Origin of the sequence: Streptomyces chumphonensis (assembly GCF_014779715.1) — a bacterium.
Classification (GTDB): domain Bacteria; phylum Actinomycetota; class Actinomycetes; order Streptomycetales; family Streptomycetaceae; genus Streptomyces; species Streptomyces chumphonensis.
Genome location: NZ_JACXYU010000007.1, coordinates 189,794 through 214,357 on the forward strand (window position 1 = coordinate 189,794; position 24,564 = coordinate 214,357).

The 24,564-nt window shown below is 73.6% G+C and carries 25 protein-coding genes; 13 read left to right on the forward strand and 12 right to left on the reverse strand.

What is annotated here, in order from left to right; translation table 11 throughout:
• Positions 1-21 precede the first annotated feature (21 nt).
• Positions 22-681, forward strand: a complete 660-nt coding sequence (locus IF129_RS15610; protein WP_224755016.1) for an HAD family hydrolase — start codon at positions 22-24, stop codon at positions 679-681.
• On the opposite strand, the gene IF129_RS15615 is transcribed toward IF129_RS15610, so the two are convergent.
• A complete protein-coding gene (locus IF129_RS15615) occupies positions 651-944 on the reverse strand; it encodes a hypothetical protein (protein WP_381480040.1) in 294 nt (97 codons plus the stop codon). The two genes, IF129_RS15610 and IF129_RS15615, sit on opposite strands and share 31 nt — an antisense overlap.
• Positions 945-1,110: 166 nt before the next feature.
• Here IF129_RS15615 and IF129_RS15620 point away from each other — a divergent pair, with 166 nt between their 5' ends.
• Positions 1,111-1,494, forward strand: coding sequence for a cold-shock protein (locus IF129_RS15620; protein ID WP_191210264.1), 384 nt, complete (start codon positions 1,111-1,113; stop codon positions 1,492-1,494).
• A gap of 88 nt (positions 1,495-1,582) precedes the next feature.
• Here IF129_RS15620 and IF129_RS15625 read toward each other — a convergent pair whose 3' ends face one another.
• The 4 genes from IF129_RS15625 to IF129_RS15640 are packed head-to-tail and all read right to left on the reverse strand — an operon-like array spanning position 1,583 to position 5,183.
• Entirely contained in the window at positions 1,583-2,464 is an 882-nt protein-coding gene (locus IF129_RS15625) for a 1,4-dihydroxy-6-naphthoate synthase (protein WP_191210265.1), read from the reverse strand.
• Entirely contained in the window at positions 2,457-3,215 is a 759-nt protein-coding gene (locus tag IF129_RS15630) for a futalosine hydrolase (RefSeq protein WP_191210266.1), read from the reverse strand. The genes IF129_RS15625 and IF129_RS15630 overlap by 8 nt, the downstream gene beginning before the upstream one ends.
• Positions 3,216-3,236: 21 nt before the next feature.
• Complete coding sequence (locus tag IF129_RS15635; RefSeq protein ID WP_191210267.1) at positions 3,237-3,752, reverse strand: DUF2771 domain-containing protein; 516 nt, start codon at positions 3,750-3,752, stop codon at positions 3,237-3,239.
• Between the two features lie 27 nt (positions 3,753-3,779).
• The gene (locus tag IF129_RS15640; RefSeq protein WP_381480108.1) at positions 3,780-5,183 is read right to left on the reverse strand and encodes an MFS transporter; all 1,404 of its coding nucleotides are present in this window, start codon (positions 5,181-5,183) and stop codon (positions 3,780-3,782) included.
• Between the two features lie 374 nt (positions 5,184-5,557).
• Here IF129_RS15640 and IF129_RS15645 point away from each other — a divergent pair, with 374 nt between their 5' ends.
• The 6 genes from IF129_RS15645 (at position 5,558) to serC (ending at position 14,169) form a co-directional block, all read left to right on the forward strand.
• Positions 5,558-6,400, forward strand: coding sequence for a DUF3027 domain-containing protein (locus tag IF129_RS15645; protein ID WP_191210269.1), 843 nt, complete (start codon positions 5,558-5,560; stop codon positions 6,398-6,400).
• A gap of 156 nt (positions 6,401-6,556) precedes the next feature.
• Positions 6,557-6,964 carry a hypothetical protein gene (locus IF129_RS15650; RefSeq protein ID WP_191210270.1) on the forward strand — a complete coding sequence of 136 codons (408 nt, stop codon included), beginning with the start codon at positions 6,557-6,559 and terminating at the stop codon, positions 6,962-6,964.
• Between the two features lie 30 nt (positions 6,965-6,994).
• Positions 6,995-9,205 carry a hypothetical protein gene (locus IF129_RS15655; protein ID WP_191210271.1) on the forward strand — a complete coding sequence of 737 codons (2,211 nt, stop codon included), beginning with the start codon at positions 6,995-6,997 and terminating at the stop codon, positions 9,203-9,205.
• A complete protein-coding gene (locus IF129_RS15660) occupies positions 9,205-9,822 on the forward strand; it encodes a hypothetical protein (protein ID WP_191210272.1) in 618 nt (205 codons plus the stop codon). The genes IF129_RS15655 and IF129_RS15660 overlap by 1 nt, the downstream gene beginning before the upstream one ends.
• A 50-nt stretch (positions 9,823-9,872) precedes the next feature.
• Positions 9,873-12,923 carry a sacsin N-terminal ATP-binding-like domain-containing protein gene (locus IF129_RS15665; protein ID WP_191210273.1) on the forward strand — a complete coding sequence of 1,017 codons (3,051 nt, stop codon included), beginning with the start codon at positions 9,873-9,875 and terminating at the stop codon, positions 12,921-12,923.
• A 127-nt stretch (positions 12,924-13,050) separates the two neighbouring features.
• Complete coding sequence (gene serC / locus IF129_RS15670) at positions 13,051-14,169, forward strand: phosphoserine transaminase (protein WP_191210274.1); 1,119 nt, start codon at positions 13,051-13,053, stop codon at positions 14,167-14,169.
• Positions 14,170-14,241: 72 nt separating this feature from the next.
• Here the strand turns inward: serC and IF129_RS15675 are convergent, their stop codons facing one another.
• Together IF129_RS15675 and IF129_RS15680 are read right to left on the reverse strand one after the other, a co-directional pair.
• Positions 14,242-15,075 carry an ABC transporter permease gene (locus IF129_RS15675; RefSeq protein WP_191210275.1) on the reverse strand — a complete coding sequence of 278 codons (834 nt, stop codon included), beginning with the start codon at positions 15,073-15,075 and terminating at the stop codon, positions 14,242-14,244.
• Positions 15,072-16,121, reverse strand: coding sequence for an ATP-binding cassette domain-containing protein (locus IF129_RS15680; RefSeq protein ID WP_191210276.1), 1,050 nt, complete (start codon positions 16,119-16,121; stop codon positions 15,072-15,074). The genes IF129_RS15675 and IF129_RS15680 overlap by 4 nt, the downstream gene beginning before the upstream one ends.
• A gap of 113 nt (positions 16,122-16,234) precedes the next feature.
• On the opposite strand from IF129_RS15680, the gene IF129_RS15685 reads away from it, so the two are divergent.
• Complete coding sequence (locus tag IF129_RS15685; protein WP_191210277.1) at positions 16,235-17,059, forward strand: TetR/AcrR family transcriptional regulator; 825 nt, start codon at positions 16,235-16,237, stop codon at positions 17,057-17,059.
• A 57-nt stretch (positions 17,060-17,116) separates the two neighbouring features.
• On the opposite strand, the gene IF129_RS15690 is transcribed toward IF129_RS15685, so the two are convergent.
• On the reverse strand, positions 17,117-18,205 hold the full coding sequence (locus IF129_RS15690) for a hypothetical protein (RefSeq protein WP_224755018.1): 1,089 nt from the start codon (positions 18,203-18,205) through the stop codon (positions 17,117-17,119).
• A 139-nt stretch (positions 18,206-18,344) separates the two neighbouring features.
• Here IF129_RS15690 and IF129_RS15695 point away from each other — a divergent pair, with 139 nt between their 5' ends.
• Positions 18,345-19,007 (forward strand): GDSL-type esterase/lipase family protein, encoded by a 663-nt coding sequence (locus tag IF129_RS15695; protein WP_263576232.1) that lies wholly within the window; start codon positions 18,345-18,347, stop codon positions 19,005-19,007.
• A 123-nt stretch (positions 19,008-19,130) separates the two neighbouring features.
• Complete coding sequence (locus IF129_RS15700) at positions 19,131-20,126, forward strand: aldo/keto reductase (protein WP_191210278.1); 996 nt, start codon at positions 19,131-19,133, stop codon at positions 20,124-20,126.
• A 191-nt stretch (positions 20,127-20,317) separates the two neighbouring features.
• On the opposite strand, the gene thpR is transcribed toward IF129_RS15700, so the two are convergent.
• Genes thpR through IF129_RS15715 form a run of 3 tightly spaced genes read right to left on the reverse strand, consistent with a single transcriptional unit; the run spans position 20,318 to position 22,812 of the window.
• Positions 20,318-20,896 (reverse strand): RNA 2',3'-cyclic phosphodiesterase, encoded by a 579-nt coding sequence (thpR, locus tag IF129_RS15705; protein WP_191210279.1) that lies wholly within the window; start codon positions 20,894-20,896, stop codon positions 20,318-20,320.
• Entirely contained in the window at positions 20,893-22,338 is a 1,446-nt protein-coding gene (locus IF129_RS15710; protein ID WP_191210280.1) for an MFS transporter, read from the reverse strand. The genes thpR and IF129_RS15710 overlap by 4 nt, the downstream gene beginning before the upstream one ends.
• Positions 22,339-22,374: 36 nt before the next feature.
• Positions 22,375-22,812 (reverse strand): MarR family winged helix-turn-helix transcriptional regulator, encoded by a 438-nt coding sequence (locus IF129_RS15715; protein WP_191210281.1) that lies wholly within the window; start codon positions 22,810-22,812, stop codon positions 22,375-22,377.
• A gap of 125 nt (positions 22,813-22,937) precedes the next feature.
• Between IF129_RS15715 and IF129_RS15720 the strand changes: the two genes are divergently transcribed.
• Positions 22,938-23,117 (forward strand): ribbon-helix-helix protein, CopG family, encoded by a 180-nt coding sequence (locus IF129_RS15720; RefSeq protein ID WP_191210282.1) that lies wholly within the window; start codon positions 22,938-22,940, stop codon positions 23,115-23,117.
• A 132-nt stretch (positions 23,118-23,249) separates the two neighbouring features.
• On the opposite strand, the gene IF129_RS15725 is transcribed toward IF129_RS15720, so the two are convergent.
• Complete coding sequence (locus IF129_RS15725) at positions 23,250-23,849, reverse strand: DUF2867 domain-containing protein (RefSeq protein WP_191210283.1); 600 nt, start codon at positions 23,847-23,849, stop codon at positions 23,250-23,252.
• 99 nt (positions 23,850-23,948) lie between these two features.
• On the opposite strand from IF129_RS15725, the gene IF129_RS15730 reads away from it, so the two are divergent.
• On the forward strand, positions 23,949-24,506 hold the full coding sequence (locus IF129_RS15730; protein ID WP_191210284.1) for a TetR/AcrR family transcriptional regulator: 558 nt from the start codon (positions 23,949-23,951) through the stop codon (positions 24,504-24,506).
• Positions 24,507-24,564: the final 58 nt, after the last annotated feature.

Sequence of the window (24,564 nt, forward strand, 5' to 3'; positions counted from 1 at the left end):
GCGGCCCGCACAATGGACGGCATGCCCGAGCTGACCCCGGAGGCCGTCACCGTCGGCTTCGACCTGGACATGACCCTCATCGACACCCGACCCGGCATCAGGGCGGCCTACGACCTGCTGGCCGCCGAGACGGGCACCCCCATCGACAGCGCCCTCGCCGTGAGCCGGCTCGGGCCCCCGCTGGAGACGGAGCTGGCGTACTGGTTCCCGGCCGACGACGTCCCGGCGGCGGCGGCGCGCTACCGCGAGCTGTACCCGGACCACGCGATCGCCCCCGCCCGCGCGCTGCCCGGCTCCCACGCCGCGCTGGCCGCCGTCCGGGCGGCGGGCGGCCGGACCCTCGTCGTCACGGCCAAGAACGAGCCGCACGCCAAGCTGCACCTGGACCACCTCGGGCTGCTGCCCGACGCGCTGGTCGGCGGGTTGTGGGCGGAGGCCAAGGCCGCGGCCCTGCGCGAGCACGGCGCGCACGTCTACGTCGGCGACCACGTCGGCGACGTGCGCGGGGCCCGGGCGGCCGGAGCGGTCTCGGTCACCGTCACCACCGGACCGTGCTCCGCCGAGGAGCTGCGGGCGGCCGGGGCCGACGCCGTCCTGCCGGGCCTGGCGGCGTTCCCGGCCTGGCTGGCCGCCCACCGCGCGGGGGCCGGCTACCCCGGCGAGCCCTCGGGCGTCGCCTGACCGTGGCGGCGCGCGGCCCGCCGCTGCGCCGCCACCCCCCGCAGGAAGCCGGCCCCGGCGAGCGCGAACCCCACGCCCATGAGCATCGACAGCACGTACGCCGCCGTCGGGAAGGGCTCGGTGCCGAGGAACAGCGGGAGGAACGTGATGACCGTCGCCAGCGCACCGAGCGTGAAGACGACCATCCCGACCCGGATCAGCACGTCCCCGGGCCGACGCCCGTCGTCCGACGCGGAGGAGGAAGCGGAAGGTGTAGTGGTCACCTGTCCAGGGTAAGACCGGTGCACCTGTGCACGGCCTCGACCGTCGCTGACTCTCCGGTGGCCTCTTGTCACCGGCCACGGGGAGATTAATCTTGGGTACGGCGGGTCGAGAGCGGCCCGCCGTACCGTTATCCGGATGCCACACGAGTGCGAGGACAGGACAGACGTGCCTACCGGCAAGGTCAAGTGGTTCAACAGCGAGAAGGGCTTCGGCTTCCTCTCCCGTGACGACGGCGGCGACGTCTTCGTGCACTCCTCCGTACTCCCGAGCGGCGTCAGTGCCCTGAAGCCGGGGCAGCGGGTGGAGTTCGGCGTCGTCGCCGGACAGCGGGGTGACCAGGCGCTGTCCCTCACCCTGCTCGACCCCGCGCCGTCCGTCGCGGCGGCGCAGCGCCGCAAGCCGGACGAACTGGCGTCCATCGTGCAGGACCTGACGACGCTGCTGGACGGCGTCTCGCAGCAGTTGGAGCGGGGGCGCTACCCGGACAAGCAGCACGGGGCGAAGATCGCCGGAATGCTGCGCGCGGTGGCCGACCAGCTCGACGTCTGACCGCGCGACGCCGGGTCGGGGCACGCCGCTGCGGCGTGCCCCGTTCGCGTTCCTCCCGGTTTCCCGGTCTTCCCGGTGCGCGCCCGCGTCAGCGGCGCAGGGCGTCCGGCGCCAGGGGCGGCACCAGGCCCTCGGCGGCGGCGCGCGTCAGCAGGCCGCGCACGGCGGCGTACCCGGCCTCGCCGAGGTCGGCGGTGAACTCGTTGACGTACAGGCCGATGTGCTGGTCCATCACCGCGTCGTCCATCTCCTGCGCGTGCTCCCGCACGTACGCCCGCGACGCCGCCGGGTCGTCCCAGGCCCTGCGCACCGAGGCCCGCGCGGCGTCGGCGAGGGCCGCCAGCCGCTCCGGGCCCAGCGAGCGGCGCGCGACGATCGCGCCGAGCGGGATCGGCAGCCGCGTCGTGCGCTCCCAGTGCTCGCCCATGTCGGCCAGCTGGTGCAGCCCGTACCGCCCGTAGGTGAAGCGGGCCTCGTGGATGACGAGGCCCGCGTCGACCGAGCCGTCCCGCACGGCGGGCATGATCTCGTGGAACGGCAGCACCACGATCTCCCCGATGCCGCCGGGCACCTCGGCCGCGGCCCACAGCCGGAACAGCAGGTAGGCGGTCGAGCGTTCGCTCGGCACGGCGACGGTGCCCCCGGTGAGCGCACGGCCCGGTTCGCGGGTCAGCACCAGCGGACCGCACCCCGTCCCCAGCGCCCCACCGCACGGCAGCAACGCGAACTCGTCCAGCACGTACGGCAGTTGCCCGTAGGAGATCTTCAGCATGTCGAAGGGGCACGCGGCCCCCCGCTCGGCCAGCCCGTTGGTGACGTCGATGTCCGCGAACGTCACCTCGATCGGGGGCGCGCCCGGCACGAGCCCGTGCGCCCAGGCGTGAAAGACGAACGTGTCGTTGGGGCACGGCGAGTACGCCACCGCCAGCGGCCCCCCGTGGCCCTCCGCGCGGGCCTGCGTGTCAGCCATGCGATCCCCTCGGCATCCCGGACGTCGTCCACGTCCCCAGCAGCGGCGCGGCGGCGCGGAACACCCCGGTCAGAGCCGACAGGGCCTCGGGGACGCGCCACGCCGCCCGGTCCCGGGGACCCACGGCGTTGGAGACGGTCCGCACCTCCAGCACCGGGACGCCGTACCCGGCGGCGGCCTCCGCCACACCGAAGCCCTCCATCGCCTCGGCCGCCGCGTCCGGGTACCGCCGGACCAGCTCGGCGGCGCCCCGCGCGGTGCCGGTGACGGTGGAGAGGGTCAGCACGGGCCCGAGGACGCCGTCCACGGCCCCGGCCAGCTCGCGTGCCGCCCCGGCCGGCGGCAGGTGGACGGAGGTGCCGAAACCCAGCTCCGTCACGGGCAGGAACCCCTCGGCCGTCTCCGCGCCCAGATCCGCCGCGACGATCCGCGACGCCACCACGGCCCGGCCCGGCGCCGGCCCGAAGCCGCCGCCGATGCCCGCCGAGACGACCAGCCCGTACGGCGCACCCGCCAGCACGGCGGCCGTCAGGGCCGTGGCCGTCCCCGCCGCGGCGGCGGCCGGACCGACCCCCGCCGCCAGCACGTCCAGCTCGACCTCCGCGCCCGGCGGCCCCGGCAGCGTCCACACGACGCGGCGCAGCTCCGCCGTCCCCGGCAGCTCGACCGGCTGCGGCGGGCACGGCGCGGCGCGCGTCACCGCGTCCCGCTCGGGCGGGACGGCGGTGACGACCAGGACGCGCGCGTTCACGTTCGCCGCTACCGGGACGTGCTACTCGCTCAGTTCGAGCTCGAAGTTCCAGACGCCGTAGTAGCCGGGCTGCGCCTGCTGCTCACCGGCGTCCGGGAGCGGCGTCTCGACGATCGACATCTTGACGCTGTCCACCTCCTGACCGCCGCGCTGCAGGGCCTGCACGATGATCGAGGCGTCCACCGACTGGTAGGTGGAGTCGGCGAACGCGTCGAACGGCTGGCCCTCCAGCCAGATCTGCCAGCCGCGCTCCGCGATGTCCGGCTCCACACCGACCTTGATGCTGTCGTTGCGGTCGATGGAGATGGAGGGGGCCTCCTTGGCGTCCTCGACGCACGTGGCGAAGGATTCCTCGGTCAGCTTCTTGCCGTCGTTGTAGCAGGCCGCCTCGGAGTAGACGCTGTCCGAGCCGACGGTGACCGTCGTCATCGGCGTCGGCTTCTCGCACGCGGACAGGGCGACGAGCGCGAAGGCGGCGCCGGTCGCCGCGAGGGCCCGGGTGTGACGGCCCCGGAGCCGAGAGAGCATGCTGGTCATGGTGGGCAGGCTATCGCCCCGCGTCCCTCAGGCGACGCGGGGGTGCGGCGTGCCGCGGCGGGCCGCACCCAGCAGCCCCCGCACCGACGCCACGGCCCCGGCCGCGATCAGACCCGCCCCCACGGCCATCCCGAGCGTCCCGATCAGCGGCAGCACGATGCCCACCGCGCCCCCCGCCACCCACGACATCTGCACCAACGTCTCCGACCGGGCGAACGCCGAGGTCCGCACCTGCTCGGGCACGTCGCGCTGGATGAGCGCGTCCATCGACAGCTTCGCCAGCGCCTGGCAGACGCCCGCGCACGCGGCGACCGCCGTCACCGTCGCCGTGTCGTACCGGACGGCCGCCACCACCGTCGCGCCCAGGGCCAGCGCCAGCACCGTCGCGATGATGATCTCCGGACCCCGTGCCCGCAGCCACGCCCCGACGGCCGTGCCCAGCGCGTTGCCCGTGCCCGCCGCGACGGCCACCAGACCCAGGGAGAACGCGGCGCCGTGGCCGTCCAGCGGGTGCTCGCGCAGCAGGAAGGCCAGAAAGAAGGTGAGGAACCCCGACAGCGCGCGCACCGAGGAGTTCGCGATGAGCGCGTTCAACACCGAGGCCCCGACCGTCCGCAGGCCGGGACGCTCCTCGGACCGGCGCCGGTGGCCCGGGCTGTGCTTGGCCACCCACGGCTCGGGCTCCCCCCGGTCGGCCGCCAACTGCGCGCGCGCCTCGCCCTTGGCCGAGTCCACCTGGTGGGGCAGCGTGAAGGCCAGGAACAGCCCGATGACGAACACGGCGAACGCCCCGTACAGCGGCCACTGCGGACCGAACTGGTGCAGCCCGGCACCCACCGGAGCCGCCGCCCCCGTCGCCAGCAGACCCGCCAGGGTGATCCGGGAGTTCGCCTTGACGAGGGAGATGCGCGGGGGCAGCAGCCGCGGGACGACGGCCGACCGCACGATGTTGTACGCCTTCGACGCCACCAGGACGCCCAGCGCCGCCGGATACAGCTCCAGCCCGCCGTCCGCCACCGCGCCCGAGAGCGCGAGCGCCAGCAGCGCGCGGGCCAGCATCGCCCCGGCCATCGCGGCCCGCCGCCCGTGCGGGATGCGGTCCAGCAGCGGCCCGATCACCGGGGCCAGCAGGATGAAGGGCGCCAGCGTCACCGCCAGGTACAGGGCCACCCGTCCGCGCGCCTCGCCGGTGGGAACGGAGAAGAAGATGGTGGAGGCCAGCGCGATCGTGATGAGCATGTCGCCGGCCGAGTTGATCATGTGCAGCTCGGTGAGCTTGCCGAGCCCCGACTCCCCGGCGCCCTGCGCGTGCGTCGCCCGGCGGATGCCGCGCCCGAGCGCGGCCGGCGGACGGTGCACGGCCCGCCCGAAGCCCCGCGCGACGCGCCGCGCCACGCCCGGACGTCGCCCCGCCCCGAGGCCGTCCCCCACCTCCGCGGGAGCCTGCGCCACCGGCGGAGCGGACCGCAGCCGCGCGTCGGTGCGCTTCGGGCGTCCGGCCCCGTCCGTCAGGCGCGTGCCCCCCACTTCGTCAGTCACGTCGTCAGTGTGCCCCACGGCGCGCGCCTTGAACGGGACCCCTGCCGGACGGTCGGCGACCGCCTCGCGCGGTTGCCCGGCGGAGTGGTGGGGTAGCGTGGGTGCACAGCGCGCCCCGTACGGCATCGTCCCCTGTGTGTCCCCGGCGCGGGTACGTCGCAGCGGTCCACCGGTCCGCTCCGTCCCCCCACGGCGAACACGCGGCTCCTGTCGTGCGCGCAGGCGCGACAAGGCGTAGGGAAGAGACGATTGCTGTGAGTGCTGCGATGCGAAGCCGTACCCCCGACCGGCTGTGCGCCGAGGCAGTGGAACTCGCCCGCGAAGCCGCGGCCGAGGCCGCCCACCCCGGGACCGTCGGCGACTACCTCGGGGCCGTGGCCGACGCCGACCGCGTGGTCACCCACTTCTTCGAGTGCCAGGAGTTCGGCTACCGGGGCTGGCGCTGGGCCGTCACCGTCGCCCGCGCCTCCCGCGCCCGCGTCGTCACCCTCGACGAGACCGTGCTGCTGCCCGGCCCGGAGGCCGTCCTGGCCCCCGAATGGGTGCCGTGGAGCGAGCGGCTGCGCCCCGGCGACCTCGGCACCGGCGACCTCCTGCCCACCGAGGCCGACGACGTGCGCCTCGAACAGGGCTACACCGACGAGGAGGCCCCGCCGCCGAACTCCGTCGTCGCCGAGGAGCCGCCCACCGCGCCCCGGCCCGCCGAGATCGGCGCCGTCGCCGACGAACTGGGCCTGCGTCGCGCCCGCGTCCTGTCCCGACTCGGCCTCCACCTGGCCGCCGAGCGCTGGGAGGACGACTTCGGCCCCCGCACGCCGATGGCCCAGGCGGCGCCCGCCTCCTGCCAGACCTGCGGCTTCCTCGTGCCGCTCGCCGGTTCGCTCAAGCAGGCGTTCGGGGTGTGCGCCAACGAGTACGCCCCCGCCGACGGCCGCGTCGTCTCCTTCGGCTACGGCTGCGGCGGGCACTCCGAGGCGGCCGTCATGCCGACGCCGCCGCAGCCCCCGCCACCGGTGATCGACGAGAACAGGGTCGACGCGCTGGCCCTGCACGACACCCCGCCCCCGGACGCCGCCACGCAGACCCGCCCAGGCGAAACCGGCAGCTGACCCCTTCCCCCTTCCTCCCCGTTCCCTCCGCCGCCGGAGCGGCTCGTTCCGCCGAACCCCGCCCCGCTGCGGCGCTAGAGTGACGCCCGCACGCCGCGTAGCCGACCGGCCACGCGGCACGCGCCGAACGCAGGCGAGGCGAGAGGGCGGGGAGCGATGTCCTTCGAGGAGGAATGGGCCCGGCTGCACGAGCAGGCCGGGCTGCGGCTCGCGGGAGTGGCACCGATCGACGGCGGCGGCGGGGCGCCCGGACCGAAGCTGAAGGTCACGCCCAGCCTGCTGGAGAACCGGGCCGGTGAGGCCGACACCGTCCGCGACGCCCTGCGCCGGGCCGACGACGCCACACTCCGCGAGACCGGACAGATCCCCGGCGGCCTCGCCGGATTCACCTCGGCGGGGGCCATCCCCGTCTTCCAGGAGCGGTGGGCCGAACAGATGACCCACCTGGACGACCTGCTGGACCGGGGCGTGGCCCAGAGCCTCCGCAACGCCGCCGGACTCCTGCGCACCGAGGACCTCGCCCAGGCCGACAACGCGAAGGGCATCGACGTCCCCAAGGGGTGACGGGCCGATGCGGAGGGGGTGTACGGGGAGATGGTGACCTACCGGGACCTGACGAGCGCCGATCTCGGCCCACTGGACGAGGCCGTCGTGAAGTGGCGCAACCTGCCCAGCCAGTTCAACACGATCAGCCGGGAGTTCGACGGCAACGTGGCCGCGCGGCTGCGCGGCTCCGACTGGACCGGCGAGACGGCCGACGCCGCCTTCGTGCGGCTGGACGACGTCACAGCGCAGTTCCACGCCGCCGAGGACGAGGCGGGCGCGATCCACCGGCTCCTGGAAAGCGCCCTGGAGGCGTTCAGATCCGCGCAGAAGCGGGCGCGAGCGGTCCGCGACGAAGTGGAGGAGGACCGCAACCTCAGCATCTCCGCCCAGGGCGTCGTCTCCTTCTCCGCGACCGCCGACGATGACGACGGCAGCCGGCAACGGCTCTACGCCGAGACGATCAGCGGCTACAACACCCGGGTCCGGGCCGCGGTGGGCGACGCCACGGACGCCGACGAGGCCCTGCACTGGGCCCTGACGCAGGACCGCAACGGACGGGACCAGGGCTTCAACGCCGGCACCTACGACAGCGTGCAGGTGGCGGCCGAGGGCAGGCGCCAGGCGGTCCGCGACGCCGAGGCCGTCACCCGCATCCTCGCCGAGGGCGCTTCGGCAAGCCACGCGGACCTCCAGCAACTCAACAGGACCCTGAGCCGACGCGAGGGCGACCCGTTCTTCGCCGAGCAGGTGGCCCTCAAGGCCGGGCCGCGCGGCGTCCTGGAGTTCTGGTCCGGCGTCACAGCCGACCAGGACCGCAGCAAGGCGGAGGAGAAGATCCTCACCCGGTTGCAGGAGTCCCTGGGCCACACCCTGGCCACCGCCACCCACTCCCAGAGCCCGGAGATGCGGGAGTGGAAGAAGGACATCATCGACCTGGGCTCCGACCGCGTCTTCGGCGCGGTCAACTCCTCCGCCGACCCGCAGAAGAGCCGACCGCCCTACGGCTTCCAGCTGCTGAGCAGCCTGATGCACGAGGGGGACTACGACTCCGACTTCCTCCAGACCTACGGCCGGGAACTCATCGACTTCGAGAAGAAGAACAGCGAGCACGTCTGGACTGACAGCGTCGACCCGTACGAGCTGCACATCGGTGGGTTGGACAAGGGTAACGATCCCTTTTCCGGATTCCTGACTGCTCTGGGGAACAATCCCGAAGCCTCCAAGGGATTCTTCTCCTCAGATGAGGGAAAGCTGGACAAGGAACTGCAGTACCTCCTCTTGGATCGCGACTGGCCCCACGACCCGGTGGAGGGCGAGGACCCTCGGCGCGGCTACGCCTACGACGAGCTCGGCCGTGCCCTGGAGTCGGCGACGCTGGGCGTCCCGTACCGTGAGGTCGGACTCCAGCGCGACGACGTCACTGCCAACGTCATGGAGCAGGTGGTAGCCGTAGTGGCGGAGAGGCACGACCTCTTGGATAAGATGCCGGGTTTGACTAACAGCTTGGCAGAGATGGGCGCCGGCTACATCGACGATCTGACGTGGGCCACCGCGCTTATGGGCGGCTCCATGGAGCCGCCCATGCGTGCGGATTTGTTTGACCGCAGTAGCGCTGGTCACGCGGAGTTTTCTTCGACTGACGCTCGCTGGTTTCTCTACAACGTTGGTCAACAGGCCGGTGGTCACGAGGTCCTCTCTGCTTCCCAGCACGCTTACACTGCGAGCCTCATGGAGGCCCACGGTGATGAGGTGTCGATGGCACGCCATGCGCAGAACGTGGGTGCCTACAATCATGGAGTACTCGATGAGGCCCGGACTTCACAGATTGACCAGGATTTCAGAGGAAAGGCCGAGGCGGCGAACAAGGCCAGGGAAGACTCGTCGTCATGGCAGAAGTACAGCGTGAGCACGGCCGTCGGTGGCATCGCAGCCCTGGGTGTGACTGCGGCGGCGGGGCCAGGGGCTGGTATCGCCACGGCCGTTGCTGTTCCGATCGTCGTGGACGCGGGCGTCAAGGCATTCGACACCTATTTCGGAAATGAGATGAACGAGAACCTCAAGGCGATGGAGAAGGATTTCTCTGCTGAGGCGGGGTTGGCGTCTGAGGAATTTGTTGAGAGGGGTCGGGCAATGGCGATCAGTAACGGGCACGCCTACCAAAAGATCCACCAGGTGGATAACCCGGGTGAAATGAGCACGGAGGCCAACTCTGCCTATAGTAACGGGAAGCTGGACGCGGACTCCATGGATGCAGATTGATGGGCAGGATCCTCCTTTTTGCCGCGTTGCTGATTTCGGTCCTTGTCGGCTGTAGTCAGAATCCGGACGATGATGAGTCTGTGGAGTTGCAAGCCGCCTGTCACGGAATTCTTGATGGCCGGGTCGCGGCAGGAATTATTGAGACGGGCAGGCATGATCCCGAAGAGCTCGTCGAAATCGCGGACGACAAGGTGAAGTACCCCGGGAAATTTTGTAACGTTCAACGGAAGAGTGATGCTCTCCTGCAATTCGATTTGTCCTACGCATGGGTGGACATTAGTGACGCTCCCGCTCCTCCGGAAGAGAGGCGCAGCGACGATTCCGGTTATGTCTACGACGCCGGGGAGGATATTGAGATTGTTTCTGGCGGGCGCCTCGATCCCGGTGTTTCGACCGTGCGGTTCCGTTGTGAAGTAGCCGACCCCGGTCCTCGCGCGGTCGAAGGTCGCTTGATCGAGCATTTGTTCGGCTTGAATCAGGAGGCCACGTTCTCCGTCCTCCTCGCGTCGGCGGAGAAGGCGGCGGAGGGGTTCGGGTGTCGTAACGCGTTGGACTTCCCGGACGCCGCCGACGTCAAGGGGCCCGCGCCGACCGCTTCGGCCACGCCGGAGGGCTGACGGCCCCTCCGGCCGGGGGAGCGGGTCCGGGGAGCGGTACGGTCGGCCGCATGGACGGTGATGTGTTCGGGGCCGGGGAACTGCGGCGGCGCGTGCTGGAGGCATGGGCGGCCTCGCCCGCCCGGTTCCGGGAGGACGCCAACGCCGAGGAGGAGCTGGCGCTCGGGGGCTACCGGGACCGGCTCGTCGTGGAGCTGGCCCAGAACGCGGCGGACGCGGCGGCCCGTGCCGGGGTGCCGGGTCGGCTGCGGCTGACGCTCCGGGACGGCACGCTGGTCGCGGCGAACACCGGGGCGCAGCTGGACGCCGCCGGGGTGGAGTCGCTGGCGACGCTGCGGGCGTCCGCGAAGCGGGACGAGGTCGGCACCGTGGGTCGGTTCGGGGTCGGGTTCGCGGCCGTGCTGACGATCAGTGACGAGCCGGCCGTGGTCAGCCATGGCGGGGGCGTGCGGTGGTCGCTGGCCGAGGCGCGCGGGCTGGCGGCCGCCGTGCCGGGGCTGGCGGAGGAGTTGCGGCGCCGTGACGGTCACGTGCCGCTGCTGCGGCTGCCGTTCGCGGCCGAGGGCCAGGCGCCCGCCGGGTACGACACGGCCGTGGTGCTGCCGTTGCGGGACGCCGCCGCGCACGAGCTGGCGACGCGGTTGTTGGACGGGGTGGACGACGCGTTGCTGCTGGCCCTGCCGGGGCTGGCGGAGGTCGTCGTGGACACACCGGAGGGCGAGCGCACTCTGACGCGCCACGAGGACGGCCCGTACACCGTCATCGGCGGGCGCCGTTGGCGGGTGGCCGCCGCGCGGGGGGCGACGGACCCGGCGCTGCTCGCGGACCGGCCGGTGGAGGAGCGTCGCCGTCCCACCTGGTCGGTGACGTGGGCGGTTCCGGTGGACGCCGCCGGGGCGCCGGTGCGTCCGGCGACGGAGCCCGTGGTGCACGCGCCGACTCCCACCGACGAGCCGCTGGGGCTGCCCGCGCTGCTCATCGCCTCGTTCCCGCTGGAGTCCACCCGGCGGCACACGGCGCCGGGGCCGCTGACGGACTTCCTCCTGGATCAGGTGGCCGACGTCTACGCCGAGCTGCTGCGCGCGTGGCACCCGGTGGAGCCGGGCGTCATCGACCTCGTTCCCGGGCCGCTGGGCCGGGGAGAGCTGGACGGTGCGCTGCGGGCGCGGTTGTTGGAGCGGCTGCCGGGCGTGCCGTTCCTGCCGAGCGCGGGGAGGGACGACGACGGCGAGCCGCACGTGCTGCGGCCTCGGGACGCGGAGGTCGCCGAGGGTGCCGGGGCGGCGACGGTGGAGGTGCTGGCGGAGCTGTTCCCCAGCCTGCTGCCGGCCGGGCTGGAACGCCGTACCGAGCTGCGCACGCTGGAGGTGCCGCGCATCCCGCTGGGCGAGATCATCGACCGGCTCGCCGGGGTCGAGCGCGATCCGGCGTGGTGGCGGCGGTTGTACGACTCGCTGGCCGGGGTGGATCCGGACCGGTTGACGGGTCTGCCCGTGCCGCTCGCCGACGGTCGCACGACGATCGGCCCCCGGCAGGTGCTGCTGCCGCTGCCGGATCTGGCCGGGGCCGATCGGCTCGCGCGGCTCGGGTTGAAGGTGGCGCACGCCGAGGCCGCGCATCCGCTGCTGGAGAAGCTGGGCGCCGTCCCGGCGACGCCGCGCGCCGTTCTGACCACTCCGCAGGTGCGCGCGGCGGTCGCGGCCTCTCTGGACGCCGACGAGGTGTGGGACGAGGACGACTCGACGCTGGACGCGGAGGAGCTGGCCGACCTCGTGCTGGGCCTGGTCCGTGACGCGGGGCTCGCGCCCGGCGACGAGCCGTGGCTCGGGGCGCTCGCCCTGCCCGACGAGGACGGTGAGCCGGCCCCGGCCGGGGAGCTGGTGTATCCGGGCAGTGCCTTCGCGGCCGTCCTCCGTGTGGGTGAACTGCCCGTCTGCGACGCCGAGCTGGCGGAGCGCTGGGGCGAGCAGACGCTGACGGCCGCCGGGGTGCTGGCCGGCTTCCCGCTGGTCCGCGCCGCCGACGTGGTCCTGGACCCGGACGAGCTCGACCCGCGCGACTCGGACTACGCGGAACCCGACGACGCCGGGCTGCTCGACGCCGTCGACGTGTGGTGCGAGGACGTGCTCGACCAGCTGCCCGAGACGCCCGTACCACCGGTGGTCACCGAGCTGCTGGCCGTCCGCGATCTGGACCTGGTGGACGACGACCGGTGGCCGCAGGCGCTCGCGCTGCTGTCCCGGCCGCCGCTGCGCGACGCGCTGGCCACGCCGGTGCGCGTCCTGCTGCCGGACGGTACGGCGGAGACCGTACGGCCCTACACCGCCTGGTGGCTGCGCGGTCATCCGGTGCTGGACGGGCGCCGTCCGGCGGGTCTGCGCGCGGCGGGCGGGGACCCGCTGCTGGCCGGGCTGTACGAGGAGGCCGACGCGCGGGGCTTCGACGACCCGGCCCTGCTGCACGCGCTCGGCGTCCGCACGTCGGCCGCGGCGCTGCTGGACGAGCCGGGTGGTGCGGCCGAGCTGCTGGGCCGGCTCGCGGACGCGGAGCTGCCGGTGGGCCCGGCCCAGCTCCACGGCCTCTACACGCTGCTGGCCGAGCTCGACCCCGACGAGGTGACGCTCCCCGACGACGTCCGGGCCGTGGTGGACGGCCGGGTGCGGGTCGTCGACGCGGCGGGCGCGCTCGTCGCCGACGCCCCGGACCTGCTGCCGCTCGCGACGGGCCGCGCCCTGCTGCCGGTGCGTCCGACGCTGGCCGCCCGGCTGGCGTCGGTCCTGGACGTCGGCCTGCTCAGCGACGCGGTGCCCGCCCCCGCCCCGGCGGGCGGCGCGGTGCGCGCGGTGCCGGACGGCGTCCGCGCGCTGCTGGGCGCCCGGACGCCGGACTCCTACACCGAGCACGACGAACTCCTCGTCGACGGCGTGGAGCTGGACTGGCGGTTCACCGGGGACGGTGGTCTGCACGCGGCCACGCTGGAGGGTGTCGCCGCCGGGCTCGCCTGGGCCGCCGGCGCCTGGCCGCGCCGCTTCGAGGTGGCCGCGCTGCTGGAGGACCCGGAGCGTACCCGCGAGCTGACGGTGGCCCGCTGGTTCGACTGACGCGTGCTGGAGGGGCGCCGGTCGGACGCCGGTCGGACGCCGGTCCGGCGCCCGTCCGGCGTGCCACCGGCCGTCTCAGCCCCCGGACAGCCCCGTTGCCCGGCTACCGAGCCGTTAGGCTCGGGCCGTGGCTGAGATCCAGATTCCCGCTGACATCAAGCCCGCCGACGGACGCTTCGGGTCGGGCCCCTCCAAGGTGCGGACCGAGGCGCTCAGCGCCCTGGCCGCCACCGGCACGTCGCTGCTGGGCACCTCGCACCGCCAGGCTCCGGTGAAGAACCTGGTCGGCCGGGTCCGCGAGGGCGTGCGCGAGCTGTTCTCCCTGCCCGAGGGCTACGAGGTGGTCCTGGGCAACGGCGGCTCCACCGCCTTCTGGGACATCGCGACGCACGGGCTCATCGAGCAGCGCTCGCAGCACCTGTCCTTCGGCGAGTTCTCCTCGAAGTTCGCGAAGGCGGCCAAGCTGGCGCCGTGGCTGGCCGCACCGACGGTCGTCGAGTCGCCCGCCGGGACGCACCCGGAGCCGCGCGCGGAGGAGGGCGTCGACGTCTACGCCTTCACGCACAACGAGACCTCCACCGGTGTCGCCGCCCCGCTCTCGCGGGTGCCGGGCGCCGACGCGGGCTCGCTCGTGCTGGTGGACGCGACGTCGGGCGCGGGCGGTCTGCCCGTGGACATCGCCGAGACGGACGTCTACTACTTCGCCCCGCAGAAGTCCTTCGCGGCCGACGGTGGTCTGTGGATCGGGGTCTTCTCCCCGGCCGCGCTGGAGCGGGCGGAGCGGATCGCCGCCAGCGACCGGCACATCCCGGCCTTCTTCGACCTGCCGACGGCGATCGACAACTCGCGCAAGAACCAGACGTACAACACCCCGGCGCTCGCCACGCTCTTCCTCCTCGCCGACCAGCTCGACTGGATCAACGGGCAGGGCGGCCTGGACTGGGCCGTGCGCCGTACGGCCACCTCGGCCCGCGCGCTGTACGGGTGGGCCGAGGACGTCAAGTACGCCTCGCCGTTCGTCGTCGACCCGGCGCAGCGCTCGCAGGTCGTCGGCACCATCGACTTCGCGGACGAGGTGGACGCCGCCGCCGTGGCGAAGGTCCTGCGGGCCAACGGCGTCGTCGACACCGAGCCCTACCGCAAGCTGGGTCGCAACCAGCTGCGGGTGGCGATGTTCCCGGCCGTCGAGCCCTCCGACGTCGAGGCGCTCACCCGCTGCGTCGACTACGTGATCGAGAACCTCTGATCCGCCGCTGACGAGGGGCCCGTCCGCCCGGACGGGCCCCTCGCGCGGGTCCGGCGGCCCGGGAGAGCGTGCCTACCGGCTCAAGCTGCCGTAGGTGCGCACGGCGAGCGGCAGGAACACCGCCGTGACGACGACCGGCCAGACGACGGCCATGAGCAGCGGGTGTGTCTCGATCCAGCTGCCGCCGGAGGTCGCCATGGGCTGCCCGAACAGCTCCCGCACGGCGCCGGCCGTGGAGGAGACGGGGTTCCACATGGCGATCGCGCCGAGCCAGTCGGGCATCATCGACGGCGGTGTGAAGACGCTGGAGATCATGCCGAAGGGGAACGCGAGGGCGAACAGGTTGCCCGCCGACTCCTGGTTCTTCACCCGCAGCCCGATCCAGACGCCGACCCAGATGAGCGCGAAGCGCAGGACCAGCAGCAGCGCGAAGGCCGCCAGGGTGGCCGCGATCCCGCCGCCCGGCCGCCAGCCGATGACCAGAGCGATGCCGGCGAGGACGGCGAGGTCGAGCGCGGCGTGCAGCACGTCGGACACGCCCCGTCCGGTGACGACGGCCGAGGGGGCCATCGGCATGGAGCGGAACCGGTCGATGACGCCCCGGTCCTTGTCGACGGCCACGGCCATGGCGGTGTTCATGAAGCCGAAGGCCATGGTCATGGTGAACATGCCCGGCATCGCGAAGTCCTTGTAGTCCGTGGTGCCGCCGACGTCCATGGCGCTGCCGAAGACGTAGACGAACAGCAGGACCGAGACGATGGGGAAGCCCAGCTGCCAGGCGATGATCGTCGGCTGGCGGACGAGGTGCGTCAGCTCGCGGCGGACGATCGTCCAGCAGTCGGCGAGCGCCCAGCGCAGCCGCTGCCCGGGGCCGTCCTCCCGTACGGGGTCGAGGGTGATGCTCATGCCGCGGTGACCTCCTGGGACGTGGTGCCGGCGCCGTCGGCGCCCTCGGAACGGGTGGTGTTCTCGGCGGGGGAGCCGGTGAGGCGCAGGAAGACCTCGTCGAGGGTGGGGCGCCGCACGGCGAGGTCGACGACGTCGACCGCCTCGTCACGCAGCTGCCGGGCCACCTCGGTGAGGGCCTCGACCCGGTCGGCGACGGGGGCGCTGACCCGCAGCGTCTCGGCCTCGGTGCGCGGTGCGGCGCGGCCCACCCGCGCGACGACCTTCTCCACGGCCGCCAGGTGTTCGGGCCCGGCGGCGACGACCTCGACCTGGTCCCCGCCGATCCGGTTCTTCAGGGCCTCGGGGGTGTCGTCGGCGATGGTCCGCCCGCCCTCGCCGTCGGGTGCGGAGATCACGGCGATGCGGTCCGCGAGCCGGTCGGCCTCCTCCAGGTACTGGGTGGTGAGCAGGACGGTCGTGCCGGCGGCGGCCAGCTCACGCACGGCGTCCCAGACCTCGTTGCGCGCCCGGGGGTCGAGCCCGGTGGTGGGTTCGTCGAGGAAGAGCACCTTCGGGGCGAGCACGAGGGAGGCGGCCAGGTCGAGACGGCGCCGCATGCCGCCGCTGTATCCGGAGACGACCCGGTCCGCCGCGTCGGTGAGCCGGAACTGCTCCAGCAGCTCCCGCGCGCGGGCCCGGGCGGTGGCCGGGCCGAGGTGGAAGAGGCGGCCGAACATCTCCAGGTTCTGCCGGCCGGAGAGGATCTCGTCCACCGCCGCGTACTGGCCGGTGAAGCCGATCTGACGCCGTACCAGGCGCGGCTGGGTGGCGACGTCGTGGCCGCCGACGCGGGCCCGTCCGCCGTCGGCGGTGAGCAGGGTGGCGAGGATGCGGACGGCGGTGGTCTTCCCCGCGCCGTTGGGGCCGAGCAGGCCGTACACCGACCCGGCGGGGACGGCGAGGTCGAAGCCGCTCAGCGCCGGCTTGGCGGACGGGCCCTTGCCGTAGCGCTTGTGCAGCCCCTCGGCGAGGACCGCGTGATCGGTCGGTCGGTCGTGGTGCACGGAGGGTCCCCCTTGCAGCGTGGACGAATAACTGGGTACGTTGTACTCAGTTCAAATAGCGTACACAATACGCAGAGGCTCGGACGACTCGGAGGTTTACGATGTTCGACACGATGGCGACGACGGAACACACCGGAAGCGGCGACCTCAGCCGGAGCATGGCCCTCCTGTGGGGCACCGACGAACCGCCCTCACGCGGACCCAAACCCGGGCTGAGCGTGACGGCCGTCGTCGCCGCCGCCGTCGAACTGGCCGACGAGGAAGGGCTCGCGGCCCTCTCCATGCGCAAGGTCGCCGCCCGGCTCGGCGTCGGCACCATGTCGCTCTACCGCTACGTACCGGGCAAGGGCGAGCTGCTGGACCTGATGCTCGACCACGTCCAGGGCCCGCTCACCGAGGGCGTGGACCAGGCGGACCGGGACTGGCGCGCCACGCTGGAACTCGTCGCCCAGGCGACCTGGGACCTCTTCCTGCGCCACCCCTGGCTGCTGCAGATCAACCAGACGCGGCCCGTCCTCGGCCCCCGCTCCCTGGCCGCCTTCGACGCCGCGCTCACCGGCCTGCGCGGCCTCGGGCTCACCGGGCAGGAGAAGGTCGCGATGCTGGTGACGATCGACAACTTCGTCACGGGCACCGCCCGGATGGTCGTCCTCGCCCAGCAGTCCGCCGAGCAGTCGGGCGTCAGCGACGAGGAGTTCTGGAGCGCCCAGACCCCGTTCCTGAACGAGGCGATGTCCGGCGGCGCCTACCCCGAGGTCGCCGCGCTGCCCGCCGACGTCTTCGAGTCCGACGGACTGGACATCCTCGCCTTCGGACTGACCCCCCTCCTGGACGGGTTCGCCGCCGTCATCGACGCCCGCGCCCACGACCCGGGAGCACAGCCGGACGCCGCGCACACCCTGGGCGCGGCCATGGGAGCGTGCCCCGAGGAGGAGTGACGGGCCGCCCGCCCGCGCGGCCCGCCCCCGCGTGCGCCGCGCCCCGTCCGGCGGACGTCAGTCGCCCCGGCGTCGGCGTCCGCCGCGCAGCGCGATCCACACGGCGAGCGCGATGGCGAGCCCGGCGCCGCCGAGGGACACGCCGTCCCCGTCCACGTCCCGGCCGCCGTCGTCCCCCGCGCCGCCGCTGCCGCCCCCGGCCGTCTCCCCGGCCTCCTCGTCGGCCCGCCGCGCGTCCTCGGGGAGCAGTTCGCCGCTCAGCTCCTCCGCGCGCACCTCCTCGCCCTCGCCCTCCGAACCGAACAGCACCGTCCGGCCGTCCGGCGTGAAGGCCAGCGACTCGCCCTGGCGCTGTATCGGCACCGGCAGCCGCCCGATCTCGCGCGGCCCGCCGTCCTCCCACGCGTACATGCGGCCCCCGAAGTAGCTGCGCACGGCCAGCCGGCTGCCGTCGGGGGAGAACGCGGCGTCCGTGGCCCACAGGTCGACGTCCGCGACCCGGGTGAACGTGTTGACGCCCTCGGTGGACAGCTCCTCCGGCCCGGCGTACAGGCCGTCGCCGCCCTCCCGCTTCCCGACGATGTAGACCCGCCCCGTCCCCGGGTGCACGGCCAGCGACTCGGCGTCGCGCGGCCCGTCGGCGTACCGCACGGTGTGGACGGCCGGTTCGACCGTCGTGTCCGCCAACTCGGCCGGCTCGGCGAACCGGTAGATCCACACGTGCGGCCAGGTGCCGCCGAGGTTGTCGCCGATGTCGCCCACGTAGAGGTCGCCGTCGGGGCCGACGGAGACGGCCTCCAGGTCCCGGCCCGCCACGCCGGCGAGCGTCACCGTGGCGAGCGTCCGCCCCGTCGCGCCGTCGACCGCGAACACCTCGGCCGCGTTCGCGCTGTCGTTGTGCGTCCAGTACACCCCCGGGTGCGCGCGGCTGGCCGCCAGACCGCTCGCCTCCGTGATCCGGGGGTCCCGAACCGTGAACCCGGGCTCGTCCGCCGCGACCGCGCCGTCCGCCGCGACCAGCAGCGCACCCACCGTGCCGAGGGCCACGACGGCCCCGCGCACCGCCCTGCGGACCGGGGAGGGCCCCGCCGCCGCCCGGGTGGCACCGGTGCTTCCCGGCCCCCGGCCGGGCGACTGTCGACGCATGATCCGAATGTAGCGCCCCGCGAGGCCCCGGCGGACCCCCGCCCCGGACGCCCGCACGGCGTGACCGGTATCACGCCGCAGGTCAGGGCGGGTGCCCGGCAGAATGTGCCGGGTGCGTTTGATGCCAGTCGGAGACTCGATGACGATCGGCAGCGCCGGTGACCACACCTGGCGCTACCGCCTGTGGGCCCACCTGTGCGCGGCCGCCGAGCCCGCCGACCTCGTCGGTCCCCGCACCGCACTCCACGAGGGCTCCCACCGCTACGCCGAACCGGCCTTCCCCACCCGCGCACGCGGCCACCTCGCCGGGTGGGGCGAGGGGTGGCTGCACCACAAGGACGTCGTCGCCGACGCCGTCCGCACCCACCGCCCCGACATCCTGCTCGTCTCCCTCGGCCTCATCGACCTCGGCTTCTACACCGACGCCGAGCAGACCGCCCGCAACGCGCGGCACTTCCTCACCGAGGCGCGCCGCGCCGACCCGGCGGTCCGGGCCGTCGTCCTGCCCGTCATACCCAACGTGCGGGCCGTCACCGACGCGCCCTTCGCCACCGAGGTCGCCCGCTTCAACACGCTCCTCGCCGCCCTCCTCGCCGAGCTGACGACGCCCACCGCGCCGCTGGTCCTGGCGACGCCCCCCGCCGACTGGGACCTCACCCGCGACACCTACGACGGCACCCACCCGGCCGGCCCCGGCGAGCACCGGCTGGCCGCCGCCTTCGCCGCCGCCCTCCACGACGCCTTCGCCCTCGGCGCGCCCTACGCCGCACAGACCGAACCCGCCCCCGCCGTCCCGGCGTGACCCCGTCGCCGTCGGGCTGACGCTCTCCACCGACGCGTTCCCCCGCGACTGAGCCGCGGCCCGGCGGCGCGTCGCCGGGGTGGGGTCTTGCCCCCGGCGCGCTTCAGCGGCTTGGCTGGCGGTATGAAGTACACACAGCTGGGACGCACCGGGCTCAAGGTCAGCCGACTGGTGCTGGGCACCATGAACTTCGGGCCGCAGACGGACGAGGCGGGCAGCCACGCCATCATGGACGCCGCGCTGGAGGCGGGCGTGAACTTCGTCGACACGGCCAACGTCTACGGGTGGGGCGAGAACAAGGGGCGCACCGAGGAGATCATCGGGTCCTGGCTCGCGGGCAGCCCCGAGCGTCGCGAGAAGGTCGTCCTCGCCACCAAGGTCTACGGCAACATGGGCGTGGACGGCGAGCACTGGCCGAACCATGACCGGCTGTCGGCGGTGAACATCCGCCGTGCCGTGGAGGCCAGCCTCCGTCGCCTGCGCACCGACCACATCGACGTCTACCAGTTCCACCACGTCGACCGGCGCACGCCGTGGGAGGAGATCTGGCAGGCCGTCGACGTCCTCGTGCAGCAGGGCAAGGTCCTCTACGCGGGCTCCTCCAACCACGCCGGGTGGCACATCGCCCAGGCCAACGAGACGGCGGCGCGGCGCGGCTCGCTCGGCCTGGTGAGTGAGCAGTGCCTCTACAACCTCGCCGAGCGGCGCGCCGAGATGGAGGTCATCCCGGCGGCGCAGGCGTACGGGCTGGGTGTCATCCCCTGGTCGCCGCTGCACGGCGGGTTGCTGGGCGGGGCGATCCGCAAGGAGAGGGCGGGCGGCGCGGCCCGCTCGACGTCCGGTCGTTCCGGTGACGCCCTGCGCGACACGGCCCTGCGTGAGCAGGTGCAGGCCTACGAGAACCTGGTCGAGAAGCACGGTCTGGAGCCGGGTGAGGTGGCCCTCGCCTGGCTGCTCAGCCGCCCCGGGGTGACCGGGCCGATCGTCGGCCCGCGCACACGGGAGCAGCTGGAGTCCGGGCTGCGCGCGGTGGAGCTGGAGCTGGGCGAGGAGCTGCTGGCGGAGCTGGACGGGATCTTCCCCGGCCCGGGCCCCTCTCCGGAGGCTTTCGCCTGGTGATCCGTCCGCGCGGTGGGGGCGGGCGCGTGTCCGTCCCCACCCGGGCGGGCCGCCGTCAGCGGCCGAAGGCGGCGGCCACGGCCACGACGGCGAACATCACGACGAGGCCGAGCGTCACGACACGCGTTCTGATCTTGGCGTTCACCCTTCCACGGTAGCGGGCCGGGCCCGCCGCCGGGCGGGCGGCCCGATCAGCCGCCGAGCGGCCAGGACGCCAGCTCCTCGTAGTGCGGCTGTTCCCCGGGCACGCCGGAGCGCGGCAGGTGGCTGCGGACGAGCGTGAGCCGGTCGGCGGGCCAGGCCGGGGCGGTGAAGTCGGCCAGTGCCGAGGTGAAGGGGGCCAGGGGCGTCGGGGCGCCCCGCCGGACCCGGGCCAGGGTGAGGTGCGGGCGGTGGCCGTGCTCGCTGCCGGGCGCGCCGACCCGCCGTCCGGCAGCCGCCGCCGCGTCGGCCAGGTGCGCGAGTTCGGCGCGCGCTCCGGGGGCGTCCTCGGTGACGTCGGCCCACAGGGCCTGGCCGCCGAACCGTCCGCCGCCGCGCAGCCGCAGCGGGAGGGGCGCGCCTCGGCGGGCGGCCCGCTCCAGCCGGGCCGTCAGCTCGGGGACGGCGGTGTCGGGCACGTCGCCGTAGAAGGCCAGGGTGAGGTGCCAGCCCTCCGGCCGCGTCCAGCGCAGCGCGTCCGAGCCCGGGAGCGTGCGCAGCTCGGCGACCTGTCGCCGCAGGGCGCGGACGACGTCGGGCGGCGGCATCAGCGCGGCGAAGAGTCTCACCGGGACGCCCCCACCGCGGCCGGTGGCGCGGGGGCCGGGCTCGTCGGCCCGGCCACCGGGGAGACGGGCAGCGGCTCGCGCGTCTCGCGCGGTACGAAGGCCACGCGGCGGCGGCCGGGTCGCAGGTCCATGCTGAGCCGCAGGCCCGCCGCCCTGGCCAGGGCCAGGCCCACGAGCACGGCGCCCAGCAGGGAGAGGAAGGCGCCGGCGAGGAGGCCGACGCGCGGGCCGTGGGTGTCCGTGATCCAGCCCATGAGCGGTCCGCCGATCGGGGTGCCGCCCATGAACACCATCATGAACAGGCTCATCACCCGGCCGCGCATGGCCGGGTCGGTGGCGAGCTGGACGCTGGAGTTCGCGGTGACGTTGAAGGTGAGCCCCATGACGCCGATGGCCACCATGAGCGCGGCGAAGACCCAGAACCACGGCGTCACGGCGGCGAGGCCGAGGAGCAGCGCGAAGAGGGCGGCGGAGCCGACGAGCAGCCGCCTCCCGGCGGTGCTGCGGCGGGCGGCGAGCAGCGCCCCGGTCAGCGAGCCTGCGGCCATGAGGACGTTCAGCAGTCCGTAGACGCCGGCGCCCTGGTCGAAGACGCGCTCGGTGAACGCGGTGAGCCAGATGGGGAAGTTGAAGCCGAAGGTGCCGATGAAGCCGACGAGGATGATCGGCCACATCAGTTCGGGGTGGCTGCGCACGTAGCGCAGTCCCTCGCGGAGCTGGCCCCGGGCGCGCCGCACGGGCTCGGCGGGGGACAGGTCGGCCCGGCGCATCAGCAGCAGGGCGGCGATGGGTGCGAGGAAGGAGAGGCCGTTGACGAGGAAGGCCCATCCGCTGCCGGCGGCGGTGATCAGCACACCGGCGACGGCCGGGCCGACGAGCCGCGCGGACTGGAAGTTGGCCGAGTTCAGGGAGACGGCGTTGCGCAGCTGGTCCGGCCCGACCAGCTCGGCGACGAACGTCTGCCGGGCCGGGTTCTCCACGACGGTGACGAGGCCGAGGGCGAAGGCGAGCCCGTAGACGTGCCAGACCTGCACCGAGCCGGTCAGCGTCAGCGCCGCGAGGGCGAGGCCGGTGAGGCTCATCGTGACCTGGGTGAGGAGCAGCAGCCGCCGCTTGTCGTAGCGGTCGGCGATGACACCGCCGTAGAGGCCGAAGAGCAGCATGGGCAGGAACTGCAGGGCGACGGTGAGGCCGACGGCGGTGGCCGAGCCGGTGAGGCTGTGGACGAGCCAGTCCTGCGCGATGCGCTGCATCCAGGTGCCGATGTTGGAGACCAGCTGGCCGGAGGCGAAGAGTCGGTAGTTGCGGACCCGCAGGGAGCTGAACATCGAGGTCCTGGGGGTCCTGGGGGCCTTCGGCGGCTTCGGTCCGGTGGCTCGGGTGTCGGGGGTGTCGGGGTCGTTCGGTGCGGGTGCGGAGTGTGCTCCGGGTCCCGTACTCAAAGGTGCTTCGCCTCCTGCTCTCGTCCTCGTCGCTGTCTAGAGCTGCGCGAGCTTCTCCAGGACGGGCGCCGCGTCGCGCAGCTTCGCCCAGTCGTCCTCGTCGAGGCCGCCGGCCAGGTCGGCCAGCCAGCGGTTCCGTTTGGTGCGGGCGGCGGCCAGCATGGACTCCGCCCGTTCGGTCTGTGTCACGATCTTCTGCCGCCGGTCCTCCGGGTGGGGGTCCAGGCGGACGAGCCCCTTGCCCTCCAGCATGGCCACGATCCGGGTCATGGACGGCGGCTGGACGTGCTCGCGGCGGGCCAGCTCGCCGGGGCTCGCGGAGCCGCAGCGGGCGAGGGTGCCGAGCACGGCCATCTCCGTCGGGCTCAGCGACTCGTCGACCCGCTGGTGCTTGAGGCGGCGGGAGAGCCGCATGACCGAGGCGCGGAGGGCGTTCACGGCTGCGGCGTCGTCGCCGTGGGTCAGATCCGGCATGTTGTTAGGTTAACTCATTACTTCGCCTAACGACTACCGGGTTTCCGGTATTCCGCATCACACGTACGGGTGACATCGCCCCGAAAGCCGGACCATCACATCGGAGGGGCCCCGACGGTGGGGGCATGACGTCTCGCGTACTCACCCTGCGGATGGACGGCGCGTTGCTGGAGCGGCTGGCCCAGCACGCCGCCCAGCGGCGCATGACCCTCCAGGACTACGTGGTCCGCGCCCTCGCGCGCGACGACTTCGACCAGCGCTTCCGGGCGTCCGTCGAGCGCACCGAGCGCTTCTACGACAGCTGACGGGCCCGCTCCCGCCGCCCGGAACGGGGCCGGGGGCCCGAAGGCCGTGGCCTTCGGACCCCCGGACGGGTGCGGGACGTTCGGGCTCCCGCGCGGGCGCGGCGCCTTCCGGTCACCGCGCGGGCGCGGTGATCAGGACGCGGCGCGCCGTGCGACGTCCGCGTCCCACTGCCGCCCGATCGAGCGCAGCAGGGCCGGGTAGACGCCCAGGTAGCGGAACGGCTTGATGGCGGCCATGTAGAGGGCGCCACGCACGCCGTTCGGCTTGACGAGGACGGCCATCCGCGCGTGGTAGCCGCCCTTGCCGTTCCCGTCGGCGACCCAGCCGAGGTGCATGACGGCGTGCACGGTCCGGTTGACGATCTCCGCGGCCCACTCGTCGTGCGTCTGGTAGATCGACGTGAAGGGCACGGACTTGAGGTCGGTGGCGGGGCAGCTGTCCCGGAGGTCCTCCGGCAGCCGGTCCCGCAGGGTCGGCACGCCCGCCCGTCCGGCGCGGATCTCGTCCCAGCCGAAGATCTCGCCGAGCTTCCAGCGGACGGCGAAGAGGGCCCGCGACAGCGGGGAGTGGGTGTGCGCGCCGTCGCCGTCGTGCATCTGGCGCACCAGATGGGCGAAGTCGTCGGGGCCGCCCGGGGTGGGCAGGGCCCACACGTCCTCGATGTGGAAGTCGTCGGCGATCTCGTGGATGCGCCACGGGCGGACGGTGTGCGCGGTCCTGGGGAGTCTCATGCGCGGGGCCCCTATCTATACGATGCCGTACACAAGCAGGCTAGCAGCAGGTTCATACGGCGCCGTATAGAGGGCGGCCGACATGAGGGGAGACACGGCATGGGCGTCATTCGCACGCCGCGCGGCACCTGGATCGACGAGGGGCTGCGGGCCCTCGCGGCCGGGGGCCCCGAGGCGGTGCGCGTGGAGGCGCTCGCGCAGGCGCTCGGCGTCAGCAAGGGCGGCTTCTACGGGTACTTCGCCAACCGGGGCGCGTTGCTGACCGAGATGCTGGACGTCTGGGAGCGCGGCGTCACCGACCGCGTGATCGAGGAGGTCGAGCGGGAGGGCGGGGACGCCCGGGCCCTCCTGGACCGCCTGTTCGCCCTGGTCGGGTCGGACCGGCTCCCCCTGACGGACACCGGCGTGGAACTCGCCGTCCGCGACTGGGCCCGGCGCGACGCGGACGTCGCCGCGCGGCTGCGGCGCGTCGACAACCGGCGGATGGACTACCTGCGCTCCCTCTTCGGGGCGATCTGCCCCGACCCGGACGACGTCGAGGTGCGGTGCCTGGTGACCTTCTCGATGCGCATCGGCACCCACTACATCGCCGCCGACCACGTCGGCCGCACCCGGGAGGAGGTCCTGGAGCGGACCCAGCGGTGGCTGCTGAGCTGAGTGGCCCCCGCCGTCGGGCCGGTCGGCGGACCGCCGCCCCGGGAGGCGGGTCGGTCCG

Coding starts and splice junctions, on each gene's coding strand:
- IF129_RS15725 (WP_191210283.1), bottom strand. CDS start 23,849: ATGAGACTCCCCAGGACCGCGCACACCGTCCGCCCGTGGCGCATCCAC.
- IF129_RS15660 (WP_191210272.1), top strand. CDS start 9,205: ATGGGCAGGATCCTCCTTTTTGCCGCGTTGCTGATTTCGGTCCTTGTC.
- IF129_RS15655 (WP_191210271.1), top strand. CDS start 6,995: ATGGTGACCTACCGGGACCTGACGAGCGCCGATCTCGGCCCACTGGAC.
- IF129_RS15665 (WP_191210273.1), top strand. CDS start 9,873: ATGGACGGTGATGTGTTCGGGGCCGGGGAACTGCGGCGGCGCGTGCTG.
- IF129_RS15715 (WP_191210281.1), bottom strand. CDS start 22,812: ATGCCGGATCTGACCCACGGCGACGACGCCGCAGCCGTGAACGCCCTC.
- IF129_RS15635 (WP_191210267.1), bottom strand. CDS start 3,752: ATGACCAGCATGCTCTCTCGGCTCCGGGGCCGTCACACCCGGGCCCTC.
- IF129_RS15695 (WP_263576232.1), top strand. CDS start 18,345: ATGACGATCGGCAGCGCCGGTGACCACACCTGGCGCTACCGCCTGTGG.
- IF129_RS15685 (WP_191210277.1), top strand. CDS start 16,235: ATGGCGACGACGGAACACACCGGAAGCGGCGACCTCAGCCGGAGCATG.
- IF129_RS15625 (WP_191210265.1), bottom strand. CDS start 2,464: ATGGCTGACACGCAGGCCCGCGCGGAGGGCCACGGGGGGCCGCTGGCG.
- IF129_RS15720 (WP_191210282.1), top strand. CDS start 22,938: ATGACGTCTCGCGTACTCACCCTGCGGATGGACGGCGCGTTGCTGGAG.
- IF129_RS15610 (WP_224755016.1), top strand. CDS start 22: ATGCCCGAGCTGACCCCGGAGGCCGTCACCGTCGGCTTCGACCTGGAC.
- IF129_RS15690 (WP_224755018.1), bottom strand. CDS start 18,205: ATGCGTCGACAGTCGCCCGGCCGGGGGCCGGGAAGCACCGGTGCCACC.
- IF129_RS15645 (WP_191210269.1), top strand. CDS start 5,558: ATGCGAAGCCGTACCCCCGACCGGCTGTGCGCCGAGGCAGTGGAACTC.
- IF129_RS15650 (WP_191210270.1), top strand. CDS start 6,557: ATGTCCTTCGAGGAGGAATGGGCCCGGCTGCACGAGCAGGCCGGGCTG.
- IF129_RS15700 (WP_191210278.1), top strand. CDS start 19,131: ATGAAGTACACACAGCTGGGACGCACCGGGCTCAAGGTCAGCCGACTG.
- IF129_RS15730 (WP_191210284.1), top strand. CDS start 23,949: ATGGGCGTCATTCGCACGCCGCGCGGCACCTGGATCGACGAGGGGCTG.
- IF129_RS15675 (WP_191210275.1), bottom strand. CDS start 15,075: ATGAGCATCACCCTCGACCCCGTACGGGAGGACGGCCCCGGGCAGCGG.